General features: G+C 60.3%; 16 protein-coding genes and 1 pseudogene. 7 read left to right on the top strand and 10 right to left on the bottom strand.

Features of this window, described 5'->3' with window-relative positions; translation table 11 throughout:
* Positions 1-143: 143 nt before the first annotated feature.
* The gene (locus tag LG047_RS13265; protein ID WP_227967223.1) at positions 144-368 is read right to left on the bottom strand and encodes a hypothetical protein; all 225 of its coding nucleotides are present in this window, start codon (positions 366-368) and stop codon (positions 144-146) included.
* Between the two features lie 280 nt (positions 369-648).
* Here LG047_RS13265 and LG047_RS13260 point away from each other — a divergent pair, with 280 nt between their 5' ends.
* Together LG047_RS13260 and LG047_RS13255 are read left to right on the top strand one after the other, a co-directional pair.
* The gene (locus tag LG047_RS13260; RefSeq protein ID WP_227967221.1) at positions 649-3006 is read left to right on the top strand and encodes an Orn/Lys/Arg decarboxylase N-terminal domain-containing protein; all 2358 of its coding nucleotides are present in this window, start codon (positions 649-651) and stop codon (positions 3004-3006) included.
* Positions 3003-3587 (top strand): GNAT family N-acetyltransferase, encoded by a 585-nt coding sequence (locus LG047_RS13255; RefSeq protein WP_227967219.1) that lies wholly within the window; start codon positions 3003-3005, stop codon positions 3585-3587. The genes LG047_RS13260 and LG047_RS13255 overlap by 4 nt, the downstream gene beginning before the upstream one ends.
* Here the strand turns inward: LG047_RS13255 and LG047_RS13250 are convergent.
* The 3 genes from LG047_RS13250 to LG047_RS13240 form a co-directional block, all read right to left on the bottom strand.
* A complete protein-coding gene (locus LG047_RS13250) occupies positions 3584-3859 on the bottom strand; it encodes a hypothetical protein (RefSeq protein WP_227967217.1) in 276 nt (91 codons plus the stop codon). The two genes, LG047_RS13255 and LG047_RS13250, sit on opposite strands and share 4 nt — an antisense overlap.
* Positions 3860-3911: 52 nt before the next feature.
* A complete protein-coding gene (locus tag LG047_RS13245; RefSeq protein WP_227967216.1) occupies positions 3912-4136 on the bottom strand; it encodes a hypothetical protein in 225 nt (74 codons plus the stop codon).
* Between the two features lie 277 nt (positions 4137-4413).
* Entirely contained in the window at positions 4414-6003 is a 1590-nt protein-coding gene (locus LG047_RS13240) for a CYTH and CHAD domain-containing protein (RefSeq protein WP_227967215.1), read from the bottom strand.
* 667 nt (positions 6004-6670) lie between these two features.
* Between LG047_RS13240 and LG047_RS13235 the strand changes: the two genes are divergently transcribed.
* Together LG047_RS13235 and LG047_RS13230 are read left to right on the top strand one after the other, a co-directional pair.
* Positions 6671-8227 carry an NAD(P)-binding protein gene (locus LG047_RS13235; protein ID WP_227967214.1) on the top strand — a complete coding sequence of 519 codons (1557 nt, stop codon included), beginning with the start codon at positions 6671-6673 and terminating at the stop codon, positions 8225-8227.
* A gap of 111 nt (positions 8228-8338) precedes the next feature.
* The gene (locus LG047_RS13230) at positions 8339-8998 is read left to right on the top strand and encodes an IS630 family transposase (protein ID WP_227967213.1); all 660 of its coding nucleotides are present in this window, start codon (positions 8339-8341) and stop codon (positions 8996-8998) included.
* A 62-nt stretch (positions 8999-9060) separates the two neighbouring features.
* Here LG047_RS13230 and LG047_RS13225 read toward each other — a convergent pair whose 3' ends face one another.
* From LG047_RS13225 to istA, 4 genes and pseudogenes are all read right to left on the bottom strand, one after another.
* Positions 9061-9618, bottom strand: a complete 558-nt coding sequence (locus LG047_RS13225) for a L,D-transpeptidase (RefSeq protein ID WP_227967212.1) — start codon at positions 9616-9618, stop codon at positions 9061-9063.
* A 446-nt stretch (positions 9619-10064) separates the two neighbouring features.
* Positions 10065-10625 (bottom strand): annotated as a pseudogene (locus LG047_RS13220) (transposase); the annotation flags it as partial.
* 259 nt (positions 10626-10884) lie between these two features.
* Positions 10885-11676 (bottom strand): IS21-like element helper ATPase IstB, encoded by a 792-nt coding sequence (gene istB / locus LG047_RS13215; protein WP_227967210.1) that lies wholly within the window; start codon positions 11674-11676, stop codon positions 10885-10887.
* Positions 11666-13204 (bottom strand): IS21 family transposase, encoded by a 1539-nt coding sequence (gene istA / locus LG047_RS13210; protein WP_227967209.1) that lies wholly within the window; start codon positions 13202-13204, stop codon positions 11666-11668. Before istA ends, istB begins: the two co-directional genes overlap by 11 nt.
* A gap of 281 nt (positions 13205-13485) precedes the next feature.
* Between istA and LG047_RS13205 the strand changes: the two genes are divergently transcribed.
* Entirely contained in the window at positions 13486-13659 is a 174-nt protein-coding gene (locus LG047_RS13205) for a hypothetical protein (protein WP_227967208.1), read from the top strand.
* 251 nt (positions 13660-13910) lie between these two features.
* Here LG047_RS13205 and LG047_RS13200 read toward each other — a convergent pair whose 3' ends face one another.
* Both LG047_RS13200 and LG047_RS13195 read right to left on the bottom strand, forming a co-directional pair.
* Positions 13911-16370: a TonB-dependent receptor gene (locus LG047_RS13200; RefSeq protein ID WP_227967207.1), complete on the bottom strand. Its 2460-nt coding sequence runs from the start codon at positions 16368-16370 to the stop codon at positions 13911-13913.
* Positions 16371-16446: 76 nt separating this feature from the next.
* Positions 16447-16770, bottom strand: coding sequence for a hypothetical protein (locus LG047_RS13195; protein WP_227967205.1), 324 nt, complete (start codon positions 16768-16770; stop codon positions 16447-16449).
* A 391-nt stretch (positions 16771-17161) separates the two neighbouring features.
* Between LG047_RS13195 and LG047_RS13190 the strand changes: the two genes are divergently transcribed.
* Positions 17162-18283, top strand: coding sequence for a LuxR C-terminal-related transcriptional regulator (locus tag LG047_RS13190; protein ID WP_227967203.1), 1122 nt, complete (start codon positions 17162-17164; stop codon positions 18281-18283).
* Positions 18284-18860: 577 nt separating this feature from the next.
* On the top strand, positions 18861-19121 hold the full coding sequence (locus tag LG047_RS13185) for a hypothetical protein (protein ID WP_227967195.1): 261 nt from the start codon (positions 18861-18863) through the stop codon (positions 19119-19121).
* The last annotated feature ends 59 nt before the right edge of the window (positions 19122-19180 follow it).

Below are 19180 nucleotides of genomic sequence, written 5' to 3'. Positions count from 1 at the left end.
TCCGGGGCCTTCCGTCCTGAGCAGAATGGCGACGCTCATGACAAGCGGGAATCGGCTCGACCGGCGCCCTGGCTCCCTGCCCGAGCAGCCGGCGGATCAATAAAACCGCTCCGTCGGCCGAACAAGGGTCTCCGTGTCTAATTTCAATGTGATTGGAGACTTTTTTGCTCGGAATTACCGTCATCGAACAGGGCCGCCAACGAGCCGACCAAGGCGCCGAAGGGGCCAGTCACAATTGCTGCGACAATTACGACATCGAAATCGTTAGCATGATGGCTGGACAGCAAATCGATTGCGAGCGCCCCAAACCCCGCGCCATTCAAATATCCGATAATTATGCCATGGAAGATTGCGAAGAGCTTCGGCATCTCCGCGCCCTCTCAGTTTTTGGCCGCTCTGGCCGGCACATGATCCGCTTAGGATCGTCGACTATTGTGGCGCGCGTTTCATGACATCTGGATGACAGTGTCGCCTTGGCGACGAAGCTCACGTCAGGGGCAAGCGCGCAATGTTGGCCCAAAAGGTTGAAGCGAAATGCCGGGGTAGCCGGCTTCACCGTCCGTCATCGTCGCGTCGCGAAAGGAAGCTGAGTGCAGGACAACACGAACGTGGCGTGTTCAGCGCAAGTTTCTGGCAGTGGGGGGTTAGATGGATTTTTCTCAAAGGTTCACCTTTCTCTTTTCCGCGCCAATCTTCGATGCGGATGACCTTGAAGGGCTGAGGGTCAGTCAAATAATCGCCGCCATAGAGCGGATGGGCTTCCAGGTCGTAAGAGCAAGACGATTGGAGGATGCGGAACTCGTCGTTCAGACTGATGCGGCGATCGGCTGTCTCGTCGTCGATTGGGGCAAGAGAGGGCTGGAGGGAAAGACCGCTTCGCTCATCGAACTAATGCGCAAGCGTGGCCTCGAAATGCCTATCGTCCTCCTCATCCGGAGAAAGCGGTTCGAGGACATTCCAGTCGAGGTGCTGGACTTCATTGACGGCTATGTCTTCCTCGCGGAGGAGACGCCCGAGTTCATCGCCAAGAATCTTGTCTCACGCCTCAAGCAATACGCCGAGACATTGAAGACGCCCTTTTTCGGTGCGCTCGTCGACTATGCCGAGGAAGGGAACCAGCTTTGGACCTGCCCCGGCCACAATGGCGGCATTTTTTATAGTCGCAGCCCTATAGGCCGCATCTTCATGGAACATCTTGGAGAGGCGGTTTTCCGCGACGACTTGGATAATTCCGTCATCGAGCTCGGCGACTTGCTGACCCACGAAGGTCCAGCCCTTGCTGCGCAGAAGGCGGCGGCGGAGATCTTTGGAGCCGAGAAGACCTATTTTGTCCTCAATGGCACATCGTCGTCAAACAAAGTCGTTCTCACGAATCTGGTGGCCGAAGGCGATCTTGTTCTTTTCGACCGAAACAATCACAAAGCGGCGCATCACGGCGCGCTCCTGCTCGGCGGCGGCGTGCCGATCTTCCTGCCGACGACACGCAATGCCTACGGATTGATCGGCCCGATTGCCCCCGAGTCTCTCGACGAAAAGATACTGCGCGAGCGGATCCGCGACCATCCACTTGTCAAGGACAAGGACGCCTGGCGGAAGGAGCGTCCTTTTCGCGCAGCGGTAATCGAACAGTGCACTTATGACGGGACGATCTATGACGCGGAGTGGATCGTTCAAAAGATTGGACATCTATGCGATTATGTTCTCTTCGACGAAGCTTGGGCGGGCTTCATGAAGTTCCATCCGCTCTATGAGCGGCGCTTTGCCATGGGGCTGAAAAATCTGACCGAGGCTTCGCCCGGCATCGTCGCGACGCAATCGACCCATAAGCAGCTCGCGAGTTTCTCGCAGGCCTCGCAAATCCACGTCCGCGACCGCCATATCAAGGGCCAGAAGCGCCGCGTCGAACACAAGCGTTTCAATGAAGGTTTCATGCAACATGCGTCGACGTCGCCCTTCTATCCCCTGTTCGCGTCGCTCGATGTCGGCGCACAGATGATGAAGGGGCGATCCGGCGAGGTCTTGTGGGACGACACGATCCGTCTCGGCGTCGAATTGCGCAAGAAGCTGCGGGCCGTGAAGCGTGAATTCGAGCTCAAGGAGAAGGATCCGGCGCGCCGCTGGTTCTTCGATCCGTTTGTGCCTGACAAGGTCTCCATTCCGGACGCGGCGCGCGAAGCTGGCGCGCACCACGTTTCGTGGGAGACCGTGTCGACGGACCAGCTTGCGCGCAATGCGGCCTTCTGGGAGTTCGCGCCAAGCGCGGGGTGGCATGGTTTCAAGGGCATGGAGCCAGGCTTTGCGATCACAGACCCGGCAAAGTTAACGCTTTTGACGCCCGGCTTCGATCGCGCCAGCGGCGCCTATGAAGATCACGGAATCCCGGCCCCGGTCGTCGCGCAATATTTGCGTGAGAACCGAATCGTGCCGGAGAAGAACGACCTGAATTCGCTTCTCTTCCTGCTGACCCCAGGCGTCGAGTCCAGCAAGGCGGGCACCCTTGTCTCGGCGCTCGTCGCATTCAAGCGGCTGCACGACGACAATGCTTTGCTTTTGGACGTCATTCCGGAGTTCGTCGCACGGCGGCCGGCCCGCTACAAGGGCGTGCGCCTCCGGAACCTCTGCGGGGAGATGCATCAATTCTTCAAGGAAGCGGGCGTGAGCGACCTGCAACGTGCCCAGTTCATGGGCGAGCATCTCCCCCGGATGGTCATGACGCCTCGCGAAGCCTATTTGCATCTCGTGCGTAACAAGGTCGACTATCTTCCGATCGACGAGATCGAGGACCGCATTGCAACAACGCTCTTCGTTATCTATCCTCCCGGCATCGCGACTATTGTTCCCGGTGAGCGCTTGTGTGAAAGAGCGCGGCCAATGATCCAATATCTCAAGACATTCGAACACAGCGCCAATGTGTTTCCGGGCTTCGACTATGAGATACAGGGGCTTTACAAGGAAATCGACGAGACGGGCCGGCTGCGACTCCATACCTATGTCGTGAGCGAATGACATTGCGACAAGAGGTCAGCGAAGTGGCGGAGTTGAAGCCCTCCGCTGTCATTGTCAGGCCATCGGGCGACGAAGACGTCGACGCGATGCTGGCCATCAATCTTCATCACGTTCGCAAGGGCCTCGACCGCTTGGAGGCCCCGCTCTACGAGGCGCCGCAGAAGGAAGACATCAGGCGGCGGCGCAAGAACATGGGGAATCACCGGCTGCCGCATCTCGTCGCGGAGCTCGACAGTATTGTCGTCGGCTACGCTTACGCCGTGCCGTTCCGCAAGCGGCCGGCCTATCGCTATGTCGTGAAGCACTCTATCTACGTGGATTCCGGCTATCTGCGTCATGGCGTCGGCGGCCTGCTGCTACAGGGATTGATCGACGCCTGCGCGGCAGCCGGATTCCGGCAAATGATCGGATATATCGACGCCTCGAACACGGCCTCGCTGAAGCTCCACAAAACCCTCGGGTTCGCGCAAACGGGCTATCTCCCGACCGTCGGCTACAAATTCGACCGCTGGACCGACTCCGTGATCATGCAACGCTCGCTCGGCGCTGGCGCTTCGTCCCCGCCCGGAGATAAGGTTTAACCTTTCGCGCTGCGCTCGCTGCTGTTGACGGAACCCCGCGCAAGGCCCGGTTCCCCCGCCTGCATCGATGGGTCGCCCGCGCCGGAAGCGTTTATGGGCACGAACGACTGGATCGATGAAGCATTCGGAACGTGAACGGACATTTGCCGCCCGACGAGGAAATCGAGGAAGCTGACGAACAAAAGGTCCAGCATCGCATCGCTCCAAAGCGGCAATAAGAACAGAAAACAGAAATAGGCATGCTGCCCAGCTCTGAAAAGCTTTACCGTCATTATAATTTTCGAAGCGTAAAAGAATGCCGCCCTGGCGTCGCCTGGTGCGCCGTCACACTTCGCCTTGCTTCGCTCCCAAATCCTCGGCGGCGCATTTCTCATCGAGGATGCGTTCTGCCGCGCTCGCGACGCCAAGCCACACGGCGCACCCGTCGCAATCCCTATGGCCATTCAGCCGGTCGGCGTATACCCGTGCGTTTGATGGCGCTTTTCCCTTATGCCGTTGCACGAGCGCCCGGGCATGAATTTCGATCGCTTGTTCGAGAGAGATGTTCATAAACTTAGCATAAGGTCTGGTCCCGGCCAACGCCAGTCCTGTGATTAAATGGCTCCCTCAGCTTGGCCGCAACGGCTCCTTGCCGGCCTTAGGCATATTGCGAGGGCTGGCGTTGCTCCAATGATCCTCGCTGTTCCAGTAGTAACGAAAAGATTCGTCAGTCGATCAGCGCCCGAGACGCCATCGGATTAGCGGGCCGAGCGCTTTCGTCACGGCGTCATCCCGGGGGGCGGCCTCATCGCGGAAATGTCAGGCGCGACTACCGAGCGCATTCCGGCTATCGCCAGAAGCACAACGCATTTTTGAAAGCGCGCCAGTCATCTTTCAGGAGCATCTCGGGGTTGCTCGATTCTCGCCCATACCAGCCTAACACAATGCCCGCCGCGCGATGTGCAGCGCCTCCGGCCTCCTGTTCAACATCTCGAACTGTTTTCAAGGCGACAACAGCATCATTGTGTGCCCCGAGAGAATCCTGCAATGCGGAAAGGGTTTTCGTGAATTTTTTTACGTCTCGTGGTTCTTCGAATAGCGAACCAAAGAAATCCGCCGCATAGCGAAGGTTCTTGAGACAGATCCGAAGACGGTGCCGTTCCTCCGGATCAATACCCATTATGTCCTTGCCCAGTCTTCGAGCGCGTCGGTAGAGCCCTTGCAAGGCGTCCGCGGCGAAGCCATGCGCGGGCTTTCCAAGCCTCGTAAGATCTTCTGTCCCCAGCTTGTTGCGCCAGCCTCGCGACGCCACGAACGCCTGCAACTCGAGAACAAAGCGGGATGTTTCGGGGGCGCGGACGACTTGCCTCGCGATTTCATATGCATGCAAACGCCGGGCTTCCGAAGCAGAAAGAAGAGCTTCGAAACTCTCGTCAGAAGCGAAAGCCATGAGCGGGCCATCTGTAACGAGCGCTATAAAAACGTCGTGATCCCTTGCTCCCCCCAAAACGTCGGCTATACGCTTGGCCTCGGCGCGGAAGGCTTCAAAACCGGCGCCGGGGAACGCCTTTTCGAACAATCGAAGCGCAGCACGCAGACGCCTCAAAGCAACCCGCATTTGATGTATCGACTCAGGAAGATCCGATTCCAGTAAAGCAGGCCAGTTTCCCAGAAATTGTCTTATATTATTTTCAATGATGACCCCAATCACTTCTTCTACCAGAGTCCCGGGATCAAATTGGGGCTCCGTGGCGCGAACTTCGGTAGGTTTTTCTCCGCGGGCAAGCAGATAGCCACGCTGCGCCTTTGGCGCAGGAGCAAGCCACAGGCCGGCGCTGGCGACCTGCGCGGCAAGCGTGAACAGCGCAGCGGGATCTCCTTCCTTAAGCTCCAGCTCGCACTCCGAAATCTTGATAGAACGGTCAGCGGAGACGATTTCGCCTTCATCAAAGGCGATCTCGACCCGCGTGTCTCCGAGAGACAAGTCAGCGACACGTCGGCGAACTATTGTTTCGAAACGGCAAACGAGCGGCTTGTTATCGCTCGTTTCAAGCACTTTCGTCGCAATCTCCGGATCGAACCTTTCCAGATCTGGCGCGTCGCCGTTCACCGAGACTTCGACCTCGCCACGAAAGAAAAGTCTCTCCTGCGGCCGCGTCCACTTTAGAGTCATGATTCGCCGGGTCCCTGATTTGCGGACCCGTAACGTCATCCCCGCGCCATCGAGCTTATCGTCTTGTGTGTCGAAATAGGCGCCGACGAGTCTCTGCGAGCGAGCGTGAAGTTTGGCGGCGCTGAGAGGGCCGACATCAAACAACTTCCTCAGCTTCCCCGGTTCACATTCCAGCTTTACCTCAAGCTCGTGCGGCGCAATCTCCGGTGTCCTTGTTTCCTCGGGACATGGCGGGAGAGCGCGTGTCGAATCGGATGTTTTCACTGGCGCTCCAGCCATCAGGCTGTTGGTTGATCCTGCTTGCCGGCTTTCCGTCTCTTCAACACCAGCGTGATCCTGTTTCCTTTTTTTGACACCTTGACTGACTTCAGCTTTCCTTCTCCAACGATAAGATTACCCCCGACGCCTTCCAGCCAAGCGCGCGCGGCGTCCGTGGGTTTTTGGGAACGCTCCCCCTGCATATTTGCCTCCAATTCCTCGATCTTCGTCTGGCCGCACGACGTCGCCCGTCACTCTGCCGGTTTCGACCTGACCCGAAAAACTTTCGTGACATGGCCGTTCGGCAGGACGTGTCTATCATCGCAATGTCATCTATTTCACATGCGACTGTCACAATGAAGGCCTTTCACTGCAGAAGCCGAACGCATCCGGCTGCCGGCGACCATGCAGAAGGGCACAAGAAAATTGTTGCAGCCGGATTGCTCGACGATGAAGCAATCGTTGCGGACCACAGTCTTCCAGGCTGTCAATAATCCTCTGGTTCAGGAGCAGATGGGCGACGGCGACTTACTGAACGCATGATCGCGGTCCCTGCAGTTAAGATCCGCTCACAAGACAGTGGTTGCCGCTCCAGGGAGAAAGCTTTCGGCGCCTCGGGTCACAGCTGTCGAAATGAAACAGGTCCGAGTTTCATCGCGCCATTTCATTATGCATGGAACTCGTCGTGGCAGCGAACGGGTATCAGGAGAGCCTCAGCATGCCGACCCGCCGCCAGGTATCGATTCAGCTCGCTGCAGCCGGGGCCGCGTTATTGAGTCCAACACAGGCGCTCTCGACGGGCGAAGGCGAAGGATATGAAATCGGGGAGTGGACCGGCGACAGCTTCGCGCCCATGCACGCCATCCGTGATGGCGTCTGGGATCGCCCTCTGCCGTCCCCCGAGCGCCAGGTGGAGGTCGTTATCATTGGCGCCGGAATTGCCGGCCTTGCGATAGCGACCCTGCTAGGGGATTTCGATCTTCTTCTTTTGGAGCGTGAGACGGAGCCGGGAGGGAACGCCAAGGCAAAAAGCTGGCGCGGCGTAAGCCATGCGCTCGGCTCTGCATATTTCGTGGATGTGTCTGAGCCTTTTGGCTCCTTCTATGACGGGCTTGGGCTGCGGCTTCCCCGAGTGCCGGAGCCGGTTGACCGAGCGCTTATGGACGCGCCCGGGTCGCCGGACGCACTAATTGGTTCGTTGAAAGTTCCCTACGAACGCCTGCGTCGGCATATTGCGGCTGTCGCAGACAATCCCGACTTTCCGAGCTTGCCGATCGAAAAGGCGACAGCATCAGCGCTCGCGTTCGACCGAATAACTCTCCTCGAATATCTCAAACGGGAGCAAGTCGACCCAGCCCTTTTTGCTTTCATCGACGCATTCTCCTGCTCGTCTCTCGGCGCTGGAGCCGACCAAGTGTCCGCCTATGCCGGCCTCAACTTTCTTTCCGACCTCACCCGGCCGGTGTATGGGTTCCCTGGCGGCAACGCTTTCATTGTCCGGGCGATGGCCGAGCGCGTCGAGTCGGCGGGCGCTGGAAGGTTGATGACCGGCGCTGCCGTGTTCGGCATCGAGCCGGCCGAGAACGGACTGACCCGCGTCGGTTGGTTCGATGCTCTCCGGTCACGCGAACCGCGCTGCATCACGGCCCGGTGGGTTGTGTTGGCGGCACCGCTTTTCTTCTCCGCCCGAATACTGCGTGGCGCAGGCTCGGAATTGTCGAGCGCCTGCGCGGGACTGAGCCAAGGCAGCTATCTCGTGGCGAGTCTGTGCTTCGACGGCGCTTTCCCGATCCGGGCTTACGATAGCTGGACGCCGGGCAATCCCGCCTTCACCGATATAATCGACACCGCCGCCGCGCCCTCAGTTGGGTCGGGATCAATGACGAAGCGCGTGTTGACCGTTTACGCGCCCTTCCGCGACCCTGCCCAAGGGCGGGCGCTGCTCTTGAGTGGCGATCGGGCGGCGCTCGCCAAGCCCATTGTGGCCGGAATGAAGCGTTTCCTGCCGGAGGCTTTCGCTGATGCGCGCCTTTCGGAAGTGCGGCTGACGCGCTGGGGGCATCAACCTCTGATCCCGCGGCCGGGCATTATTTCCAGGCTCCGCAAGCTGCCAAAGCGTTATGGGAATGTCCTGCTTGCTCATTCCGATGGACAAGCGATGCCGGCAGTAGAGAGCGCGATAATCGAAGCCTTGCGCGTGGCCGCAATAATCCGCCGGGATAGGCGATGATAAAGCCGATAATGCAATCGGCGCTGAATCTCTCGCGAGGCGGGACAATGGCGCGCGCGAACTCGGCCTGGAAACGGTGGCGGCGCAACGCGATTGGGAGGCGCTGAAGGCTTGCGGCATGTCGATCCAGACGCCGCGCCCGAAAAACCCGAAGTCGGCGTCGCCCGAAGAGGCGGCGGCGTTCAAAAAAAGATCGAAGACGTCGTCGCCGAGGAAGCCGCAAAGTATCCCCGGCGCCCGGTTGAAGTGTTCGCGAGCGACGAGCATCGGCTCGGCCTGAAGCCTGTCACGCGGCGCGTCTTGGCGCCCATTGGCGAACGGCCAACCGCGCCCGGCCACCATCGTTTCGACTGGCTTTACGTCACCGCCTTCGTCTCGCCCGCGACTGGCGAAACCTTCTGGTATGTGCACGACGGCGTGTCGAAGCCGTTCTTCGAGAAGCTGCTCGCAACCTTCGCGCGCGAAGCGAAAGCCGGCGTCGACCACACCCTTGTCCTCGTGCTCGACAACGCCGGCTGGCATGGCGAGACGGGGCTGAGGGTTACAGAGGGCGTCCGCCTCATCTTTCTCCCGCCCTACACACCAGAACTGCAACCGGCGGAGACGTTATGGGCGCTTGTTGATGAGCCCATCGTCAACAAGCATGTCGAAACAATCAACGCACTCGACGAGATCGTCGCCAAGAGATGCTTCGCCCTGGCTAACGAACGCGAAACCATCAAAAGCCGCGCCGGATTCCACTGGTGGCCAAAAATCGCCAACTCGAATTAATCAGCCGGAAACCGTATCAGGAGGGGACCGTCGGCGTGTTGGTTCCTCGGACAAAATGCGCCTCAGGGCTGCATGATGACCGTCGCGCCGACGCTCACGCGGTCGAAGAGATCCGCGACGTCTTCATTGCGCATGCGGATGCAGCCATAAGAGGCGGCCGTTCCGACCGAGGCGCGCATCTTGGTCGTCGTGCCGTGGATGGCGACCTCGCCGCGATCGAGAAGCATGGCGCGCGTTCCCATCGGATTGTTCGGCGCGCCGCCGGGAATGAGGTCGGGCAGTTCCGGATGGTCGGCCTTCACCGCCGCCGGGGGCGTCCAGTCCGGATTGACGTGCTTGGAGCTGATCGAGGTGACGCCCGACCATTCCTTGCCGCGCTTCGGCACGGCGACGGGATAGCTGATGGCGACGCCATTGCCGACAACATAGAACAGCCGGCGCTGGCTGGCGCTGATAACGATCGCGCCGGGCTCCACGTCCGTCGCGAATTCGACGACAGCGCCGCCCGGGGCCGTGGTTCGGCTCTGGGAGACATTGGCGGCGGCGGGCGTCGCGGCCATCGTGGAGCCAATCATGATCGCCAGGGCTGCGCCGGCGACGAATTTGCGAAGATTGATCATTGTCCCCTCCAGGAAATTGCGTCGTTCGATGGAGGGAAGGTAGCGACGCGAGACAGGCGCGCCTGTGCGGCTACACACGTGCTGGTCAGCAGAGTGCGATCGATGCTCGCCGGACGCTACGCTATAAGGGTCGTCATGGCAGAGCTTGGCGGGACCGGCCAGGAAAACGCCCCTCACTGTAGCCTCGCAACGCGCAACGCCGTAGATCGCTCACGGCCGCAACCCAGTCCATGACGCGGTCGCCGTTCCGCGCAGTCGCCATATGCCTGGTTCGGACGGCGGCTGGATGCCCGCCGAGGAGCGCATTTCCCTGCAACCCGACGCACGATCAAGTCGTTCAAGCCAGTTGGGAAAGCTTTCCATAAGGCATTGATTCTTATTACCCATTTTTCGACGCAGTTGGGAAAAATCGTCAATGATTTCAACCGATTTACGCTGACTTTTAATCAGGGGGTCCTGGGTTCGAGCCCCAGCGCGCTCACCAATAAAATCAACGAGTAGCGGCTTCGCTGCATGGCCCACTCGTCGTTCTGCCCCAGCAGGATCGCTCCGACGAGCCGGACGACGGCGTCTTCGTTGGGGAAGATGCCGACGACCTCGGTCCTGCGCTTGATCTCGCCGTTCAGCCGTTCGATCGGATTCGTGCTTTGCAGCCTGGGGCGATGCGCGGCCGGGAAGCCCATACAAGCGATCACATCGGCTTCCGCGTCGTCCATCAGCATCGCGAGCTTCGGCAGCTTGGGCCGCAACTGATCGGCGACCTTGCGCCATTGTCCCTTCGCCGCTTCGGCGTCGTCCTGTGCGAAGGCGGTGGCGATGAAGGCGGAAACGACCCGCCTGCCGCTCTTTCCGGCGTGGGCGAATGCGTTGCGCATGAAGTGGACGCGGCAACGCTGCCAGGTCGATTGCAAAACCTTGGCGACCACCGCCTTCAACTACTCATGGGCGTCGGAGACGACCAGTTTTACGCCGTGCAGCCCTCGGCGAAGGAGCTTGCGCAAAATATCCGCGTCGGGCGCCTTTTCCACATGCGCGCGCAGGTTCATCATCTCATCGGTCATCGGCGGTTCCTCGGTTGCGTTGGCGTGTCGCAACGCGATCCCACCGGCGAACCGTCGATGACCACCGCAAGCCGCTTGCTCCGCCTCAGCTACACCACTTCTCGGGCCACGATCTTGCAAAAGAGGCGCTGTCTGTTGATTTCCGCCTGGATTTGACCCGGGCTTTTCACTGAGAAGTGACCCACCTGGATTTATGGTTCGATGTTCAGTCGGTGGTAAAGTTTTTGGGCCTCTCCTTTCGTCCTTTTGTTGTGACGGCGCTGGCCTTGAAGCGGAAGCTGTCGTTGCCGGTCTCAACGATATGGCAGTGATGCGTCAGGCGATCGAGCAATGCGGTCGTCATTTTTGCATCTCCGAACACGCCGGCCCATTCACTGAAGCTGAGGTTCGTAGTGATTGCCACGCTGGCGCGCTCATAGAGCTTGCTGAGCAGGTGGAAGAGCAAGGCCCCGCCGGACGGGCTGAATGGCAAATAGCCGAGTTCATCCAGGATCACGAGATCGTTGCGAACCAGCTGTTCGGTGATCTGGCCGGTTTTTCCTAAGGCTTTCTCCTTCTCGAGCGCATTGACCAGTTCGACCGTCGAGAAGAAGCGAACCTTTTTGCGGTGATGTTCGACGGCTTGAACGCCGAGGGCCGTCGCCAGATGCGTCTTTCCGGTTCCGGGGCCTCCGACGAGCACGACATTGTCGGCATTGGTGATGAACTCGCAGCGATGGAGTTGTCGCACCAGAGCTTCATTGACCTCGCTGGAGGCAAAGTCGAATCCGGTCAGATCTTTGTAGGCGGGGAAGCGCGCCGCCTTGATCTGATAGGCGATCGATCTGACCTCTCGTTCGGCGGTTTCGGCTTTGAGCAGTTGGGAGATGATGGGGACAGCCGCTTCGAACGCCGGCGATCCTTGCTCCATGAGATCGCTCACGGCCTGCGCCATTCCATACATTTTCAGGCTGCGTAACATGATGACGATGGCGGCGCTGGCGGGATCATGACGCATGGCGCGCCTCCTGCGGCGCTTCTTCGCGGCGGAGCGCGTCGTAGCGTTCGACGTCGGCGCGCGGTTCCTGGGTCAAAGTCAGCGCCTGCGGCGGCTCCACCGTCGATGTGATCGGGGATTTGCCGTCGACCAGTCGATGCAGCAGGTTCAAAACGTGCGTCTTTGTCGGCGCGCCGGCGTTCAAGGCCAACTCGACGGCGCACAGCACCGCCTCCTCGTCGTGGTGGAGAACCAAAGCGAGAATCTCCACCATTTCCCGGTCGCCGCCGGGATGTTTGAGCAGATGCTGCTGGAGCTTCTTGAAGCCTTCCGGCAGATCGACGAAGGGCGCGCCATTGCGCAGGGCGCCGGGTTTGCGCTGGATCACCGCCAGATAATGCCGCCAATCATAGACCGTCCGCCCCTGGCGATCATGCGAACGATCAATCAGCCGCGCATGCTCGCAAAGCACTTGCCCTTCCGCGACGACGACAATGCGTTCGGGATAAACGCGCAGGCTGACCGGTCGATTGGCGAAGGACGCCGGCACGCTGTAGCGATTGCGCTCGAGATGAACAAGGCACGTTGGCGATACGCGCTTGCTATATTCGACAAAGCCGTCGAAGGGCCGAGAGAACGGCGTCAGACTCGCCGCTTCGCATTCCCAGACGTCGGCAATCGCTCCCGGTTGGCCGCCATGTGGCGTCTCGCGCCAAAGCTCGATGCAACGCTGCTCCAGCCAGTCATTCAATGCATTCAGCGTCGGAAAGCGCGGCATCGTCTGCCAGGGCCGATGGCGGATGTCCTGCACGTTCTTTTCAACCTGGCCTTTTTCCCAGCCGGAGGCCGGATTGCAGAACTCTGCGTCGAAAAGATAGTGGCTGGCCATGGCCGAGAAGCGAGCGTTGACCTGGCGCTCCTTGCCGCGGCCAACGCGATCCACCGCGGTGCGCATGTTGTCGTAAATGCCACGCCGTGGAACGCCGCCGAACACCCCAAACGCATGATAATGCGCGTCGAACAGCATTTCGTGGGTTTGAAGAAGATAGGCGCGAACGAAAAAGGCGCGGCTGTATGACAACTTCACGTGAGCGACTTGCAGCTTGATCCGCTCATTGCCGATGAACGCCCAATCCTCGCTCCAGTCGAACTGGAACGCTTCGCCCTGCTGGAAAGCCAACGGCACGAAGACGCCACGACCAGTCGTTTGCTGCTCTCTTTGTCGATCCGCTTTCCAGTCGCGAACAAAGGCGGCTACGCGGCCATAGGAGCCGTCGAAACCAAAAGCCATCAGATCTGCATGCAATTGCTTGATCGTGCGCTTTTGCTTGCGCGGCTTACCGGCTTCCGTCTTCAGCCATCCCGCCAATTTGTCGGCGAAAGCATCCAGTTTGCTCGGGCGCTCAGGAACCTTGAACTTCGGCTCGACCGTTCCCGCGCGCAGATACTTGCGGATCGTGTTGCGCGACAGGCCGGTCCGACGCGCAATCTCTCGGATCGAAAGCTGGTCCCGCAACGCCCAGCGGCGAATAACGCTCAACAACGCCATGTCTATCACTCCGTTGACCCCCGCTGAAAACAGCCAGGGCGGGTTCAAAACATGGGTCAATTCTCAGCAGAAAATTCTCCTTCCCCGGGTCAAATCCAGGCAGAAATCAACATTTTCTGGGCGTCGAGCATCTTCCTACTCCTTTACGACCCGGATTTTCTAGCCAAATCGCGTCAGAAAATGAATGGCTAATTTAGCGGCGATCAAAAAAGCTTTAGTCAAACGCATGTCATGAAACCGCGCCATGCTAACGTCTTGAACCTGCGTCCGGGCGCCGTTACATGCTTCCATATCCTAAACTTCTCTTCGCAGGGAAATTGGGCGGATTGGCCTTGCTGCTGCATGGGCTCATCGGCGCCAACGAGGGGAGCCCAGCTACAAAAGGCCTTCTGGTGCTGGGCGCGCTTCTGGTCGTCATCTGCGTCAAATGCAGCCCGGCCCACAAATCCGGTTAAGTCGCCCGCTGGACTTCAATTTCCTCGCCCCCGCTTTGCGAAGGACGATGGCGCGGGAAATCCGATCGCCGAATGGATCGATATTTATTCAGCAGGAAAGTTGGCGGCTGACGTGATGGCGCCAAAAGTCGGAACCCGTCGCGACCCGAAAGCGCTGACGCAGCGCCGCTGAATGGAAAAGGCGAAACGCCTCGTGAAAAAAAGACGGCGCAACGCAGCGCCGCCCTGTTTTCAAGCGAGGCTCGCGCGGATCAGAATTTCACCGTCAGTCCCGCATAGAAGTTTCGGCCCATGCCGGGCACCTGACGCACATAGAGCAGGCCGGCGGCGGGATTTCCATACAGTGCGGCGGCCCGGTAATATTGCGTCAGGTCGAATCCGCCGAGCGGAAGCGAGTAGAGCGCGTCGGTGATGTTATCGACGCCTGCGTCGATCCGGAAATTACTCCACTCGTAGGAGCTGCGTAAGTTGAGCAGAGCGTAACCCGGCGTGCGGAACTCGCCCTGATTGGCCGAAACATGGTTCTTGGCGTTCACCAGGTTGGCCTCCGCGGCGAGCGTCAGTCCGCCGATCTGATGCTCCAGCGTGATCGTGCTGTTCAACGGCATCATGTTCCACAGACCGTCGCCCTTGTTCCAGAGGAATGAGGCGACCGAGCAGAAGCCGGACCCCGGCAGACAGCCGGTCGGATTGCCGATGTCGAGGTTCTCTCCATAGACATAGCTGACGGTGGCGGACGCGGTCAGGCGGCCATATTCCGGCGAATCGAAGAGCTTGTATTTTCCGTAGCCGTCCACGCCATAGAGCTGGGCGTTGTAGTTTCTGAACTGCAGGATCTGAAAGATATAGGCGGGCGTTATGCCAGTCGGGAAGTTGAACGTCCCGCCCGTCCGTCCGCCGGCGATGTAGTTCTCGACATAGCTGTAGAACGGCGAAACGCGCGCCTCCCACCTGTTCTCGCCGGACATGTCCTTCCATGTGCCGGTGACCGAAACATTGTGGGAGACTTCGGGCGCGAGGCTTAGGCTGCCGGTATATCCGTTGCCGTCGCCAAACCAGTTGAACATGCCCATGAACGGACCGGCGACGGGCCAGACATAGCGCTCGTAAAGGCTCGGCGAGCGCGTCTTGCGCGAATAGCCGACCTCGTAAAGCGCGCCTTCCGCCGGCTTGTAGCGGGCGATGGCGGTCATGTCGAAATTGGCGTCCGTCCGCGCATGGCCCTGGGCGTTGAACAGCACCGAAGCGAAGGCGTTGGCGCGCGCGAAGGGCGTGCCATAGCGGAAGGAGAAGGGATCGTATGGCTGGACGTTATTGGTGTCCATCCAGACGGTGTCATTCCGGAAGCCGAGCACCGTCGACCATTCCCGGCTCCATGCGCGCTCCCACTCGGCATATGTGCCCATGCGATTGCGCTGGCCGCCGTTGATGACGACAAAATTGAAGGGGCGGGTCATCAGACCGGGGAAGCCGGTCAAATCGGAAGGCCAGTAATCCTGCAGGCGCTGACCGTGGAACTCGTTTCCGACGCGGAGCAGATCCTTGTCCGTCAACGGTATCTCTGATTTGATCGAATAGCCGAAGTCGCGTCCGTCGTTGAGCATGCCATGGTTCAGCGTCGACCGGTCGTCGAGGAAGCCCATCTTGTGATAGACTTGGGCCCAGTAGACGCGCGCGTCGAGCGTTCCCCAGTTGAACGCGCCCTTGTAGTTCGCCTCGATCGAATAGGCCTTGTTGCGCGTCATATCCATGCGCATGTTTGGAAAGCCCTGATAGGGGATGTTTTGATACGTGCCTCGCAAGGTGACCAGATGGCCCTCGTTCTGATAACCGAGGGTCACGGCGTGGTTTTCAGACTGGAAATTGGTCGAATAGACCTGACCCGCGCCGCCGCCGGCCTGATAATTGCCGGCGCGCTGGAAGGAGCCGTTGTAGAGGACGCTCCAGTGATCCGTCGCCATGTTGAGGACGCCGGACACGCCCCAGCCGTTGTTGTTGCCCCGGAAGAAGCTGGACAGGCTCCCCGTCGCCAGCACTTCCTTGTTGGGGCCGAAACGCAGCGCGCCCGGCGCGTCCCACGGCAGTAACGGCATCGGCTGAAGCGGGGCGCCGGCGGCCGTGACGATGGGCGAGACCGGCCCGGGAATGCCCGAGGTCGCAAACATCGGCGCGCGCGGCGAGACGATGATCGAGCCGCCCGTCGAGTCGCCGCCTTTGCTGACGGAGGAAACGCCGTAGACGATGTCGACGGAGCCGATGGTGTTGGGGTCGGTGTAGCTCAGCGGCGAGTTCATGTGATTGGCGCAGGCCGACGTCGTCTGCACGCCGCCGACAATCACCTTGATGCGCTCATCGGCCTGTCCGCGGATCGCGGGAAGGCCCGATACGCCGCCCATCGTATACATGCTTACGCCGGGCTGCTCGGCGATGACTCTCGCCGTGTCGGTGAAGCGCGGCTTCTCCGGCTGGATCTCCCGCTGCGTGACGACCTTTTCATCAGGCGTCGGCTTCTGCTCGGGTTCGGGCGCCGGCGCCGGCGTTGGCGCCGCGACCTGGGCGGGGGCCGCTGTCGACGGCCCGGACCGCCCGGCGGATCGCGCCGCCGCGCCGATCGTGATGTTCGGGAGAGGGGTTTGGGCCTGCGCTGTTGCGATACAGGCGAGGGTAAGGGCGGCGGCGCTGGCGCCGCGCATGAGGGCGTAACGGGACATGGGTAAAGCTCTCCTGATCCGCCGGAACGGTGGCGGCGAAGCGACTGGGTGACGAGGGACTTTCTTGGCCAGAGCGTCAGGAGGCGACAGGCGGCGCGCGCGAGCGCTTTTCACCGGCGCCGCGCGGTTTGAACGGATCGATCCAGTTGGGCTGGAAAAAGACGAGACGGCCTTCGAAAAGAGGCGCGTAGTGGAACGGCTCTTTGCCGGGCAGCGTCGGCGACGTCGCAATGGCGCAATCGCTGCAATGGTCGAAAGCCGCGTCCGCGTGACCGGGATTCGCCTCGGGGCGATCGGCGGTTTGCGCGTCGGTTCGGGATTCGATGCAGAACCATTCGCCTGCGACGACAGGCGCGCGCACAGTCGTGAGCGCAAGATGCGCGAATAGCGAAAAAGCCATGAAGAGCGCGCTGAACGTCACTCGACCGGGCCCTGCCCTCCACCGCTTGCGAGCTGTTGCTTCTCCGCGCCGCATGATCCTGGAGAACCTTCTCGACGATTTCCTGCAAAATTCGCAGCGTGGCTGACGAATCCTCAAATGCACAATGAGTGTAGCTGTGCAATGCGTTCGGCGGCCCCTCCCGATCGGGAGGGGCCGAGCGGCTTATCTCGATATTTCTCCACGATGTTGCAGCGGCGCCACGGTTCGATTATCCTGTCAAGGCAGAGACAGGCGATGTTTTTCTTGTCATCTGGAGGCTATGGAGGAAGGCGCGCGTTTTCGTGCATGGAGCGTGGCCACGCCGGTCCGATTGCCCGAAAACGCGGCGCGACGATGCGGCGAGAATCTCATGACACAGGCGCAGGACAACGCGGCGTGCGCCGCGATCGTCAAAACCATCGATGACGCGCGCGCGGATCCGAGCCTTTGGCCGGGCGCATTGAACGAAATCGCGCAATATCTGAACGCCTCTTTCGCCGCGCTGATCTTCGAAGACAGCGCTTCGGCGCTTCTGGAGCTGAAATATTCGCCGCACGCCGCGAAAGGGTGGATCACTGAATTTCTGCGGCATTATCGGAAGCTCGATCCCTTGCGCGCGCGCGCCTTCGCCGACATCGGCGTCGGTCGCGCCTTTTCGTCTTCCGACCTCGTGTCGAGCGCGCGTTTTCAGCGTAGCGCCGCCTTTCATCGATGGATGGCGCCGCATGGGCTCCTGGATTTTCTCGGCGCGGTGCTGCATCGCTCAAAGAACGGCGCCTGCCTGTTCGTCGCTTTTCGCGACGAGGCGAGTGGCGCGGCGGACGAGATTTCCAAAACTCGCCTGAACGCCCTCCTTCCGCATCTGGCTCGCGCAAGTGAGGAGGGGCCGGCGAGCGCTTCGCTCGGCGACGAACTTCTGGATTTGTTCGGCGAGCTTGCCGCTCCAGTCCTCGTCGTCGACGCCGGGATGCGAATCCTCTATCGCAATCGCAGCGCGGAAGAGATGCTCGAAAATCATCCGGCGCTCAACGCGAAAAACGGCGTGATGACGATCGTCGACTCTCGCGCAAAGGAAGCGCTCGAGGCGGCGCTCGGCGCGAGCGGCGACGGCAAGACGAGCCCCGAAAGCCTTGCAATCATGCTCAGGAGCGGCGACGAGCGGTGCTGCGTGATTCATGTCTTGCGCTTGCATGACGGTGGCGCGGCACTCTTCGTGCGTAGCCTTGCTCTCGGAGCGGTCCACGGCGGCGGCGTGGTCTCCGATCTCTACGGCCTGACCGCGCGCGAGCGCAGCGTGCTTCTGGCGATCGCCGAGATCGGCGGCGTTCCGGCGACCGCAAAGGCGCTGGGCCTCAGCGAGGGCACGGTCAAAGGCTATCTGAAAAGCATTTTCCAGAAGACCGGCGCGACGCGTCAGGCCGATCTCGTCAAACTCGTGCTTGCGCTCGAATCGCCGTTCCGGGCGGGCGCAAGGGAGAAGTTGACCGCGTGAATGGCCCTGTCCGCCGATCGCCCAAACCTGTCAGCGGGCCTCAGAATCTCACTCAAGCTCCAAATCTCGACGACACAATGCTGTCCATCGACAATGTACGAGTTACTTTGACAAACGGTGCAGCCTCCGTGTTGAGCAACTGCCTCGGTAAGACCGTCCCACCTGTTGCTGTTGGAAATGCGTCAGGCAGAGCTTCTCTGGGCCCCAGACTCTGACCTGTAGGGGACACTCGGCTTTCGAGGATTCGAACGAAGCTAGCCCTGGCCGCGTAAGGACAGGGCTAGCCGAGAAAGAGAACGTCGGGATCGACGCCGCATTGTCAGGGTCTCCCTCGCGCCGGGAGGCCCGGACGCGGCGTCGCTTTTCCCCCGGCCCCGGGCGTATGAGGCGTCAGCCCACTCCGCTCTGCCAGCGACGGCTACAGCATCTGAATGCCTGTTTTTGTGGCGCCTCAGCGTTTCCGGCTTGTTTCCTCCCCGCACAAATATCTGATTTTAAATAACCACAGCGCATGGACCGGTTATTGCAACTCGATCGCGCGAGCACGACAAAACCCGATGCGATGGAGACGAGCAAAATGAAATGGGTGGCTTTTTTCGTCGCTTTCTTCGCCTGCAGTCCCGCGGTTGAGGCGCAGCAGGCGGACCCCAATCCGTCCACGAAACAGTCAGGCGCCTCGAGCTACGGCGGCGGCACCACCGAATACACCACGGCGACCGGCCGGCAACTGGGAAGCGTTACGACCATCGGCGGCACAATGTATTTCACCGACGCGGACGGCAGGGCCCTGGGAACGGCGGAGACAATCGACGGTCATAGGGTTTATAAGACTTACTGACGCGGTACGCCGGCACGAGCCGATCTACCCCGGCCGAGACAAGGGCGCGCCGGGCGTCT

The sequence above is a fragment of the Methylocystis sp. WRRC1 genome (genome assembly GCF_020733155.1).
GTDB lineage: Bacteria > Pseudomonadota > Alphaproteobacteria > Rhizobiales > Beijerinckiaceae > Methylocystis.
The sequence above is the reverse complement of the archived record's forward strand: the minus strand, read 5'-3'. Positions and strand labels throughout refer to the sequence as shown.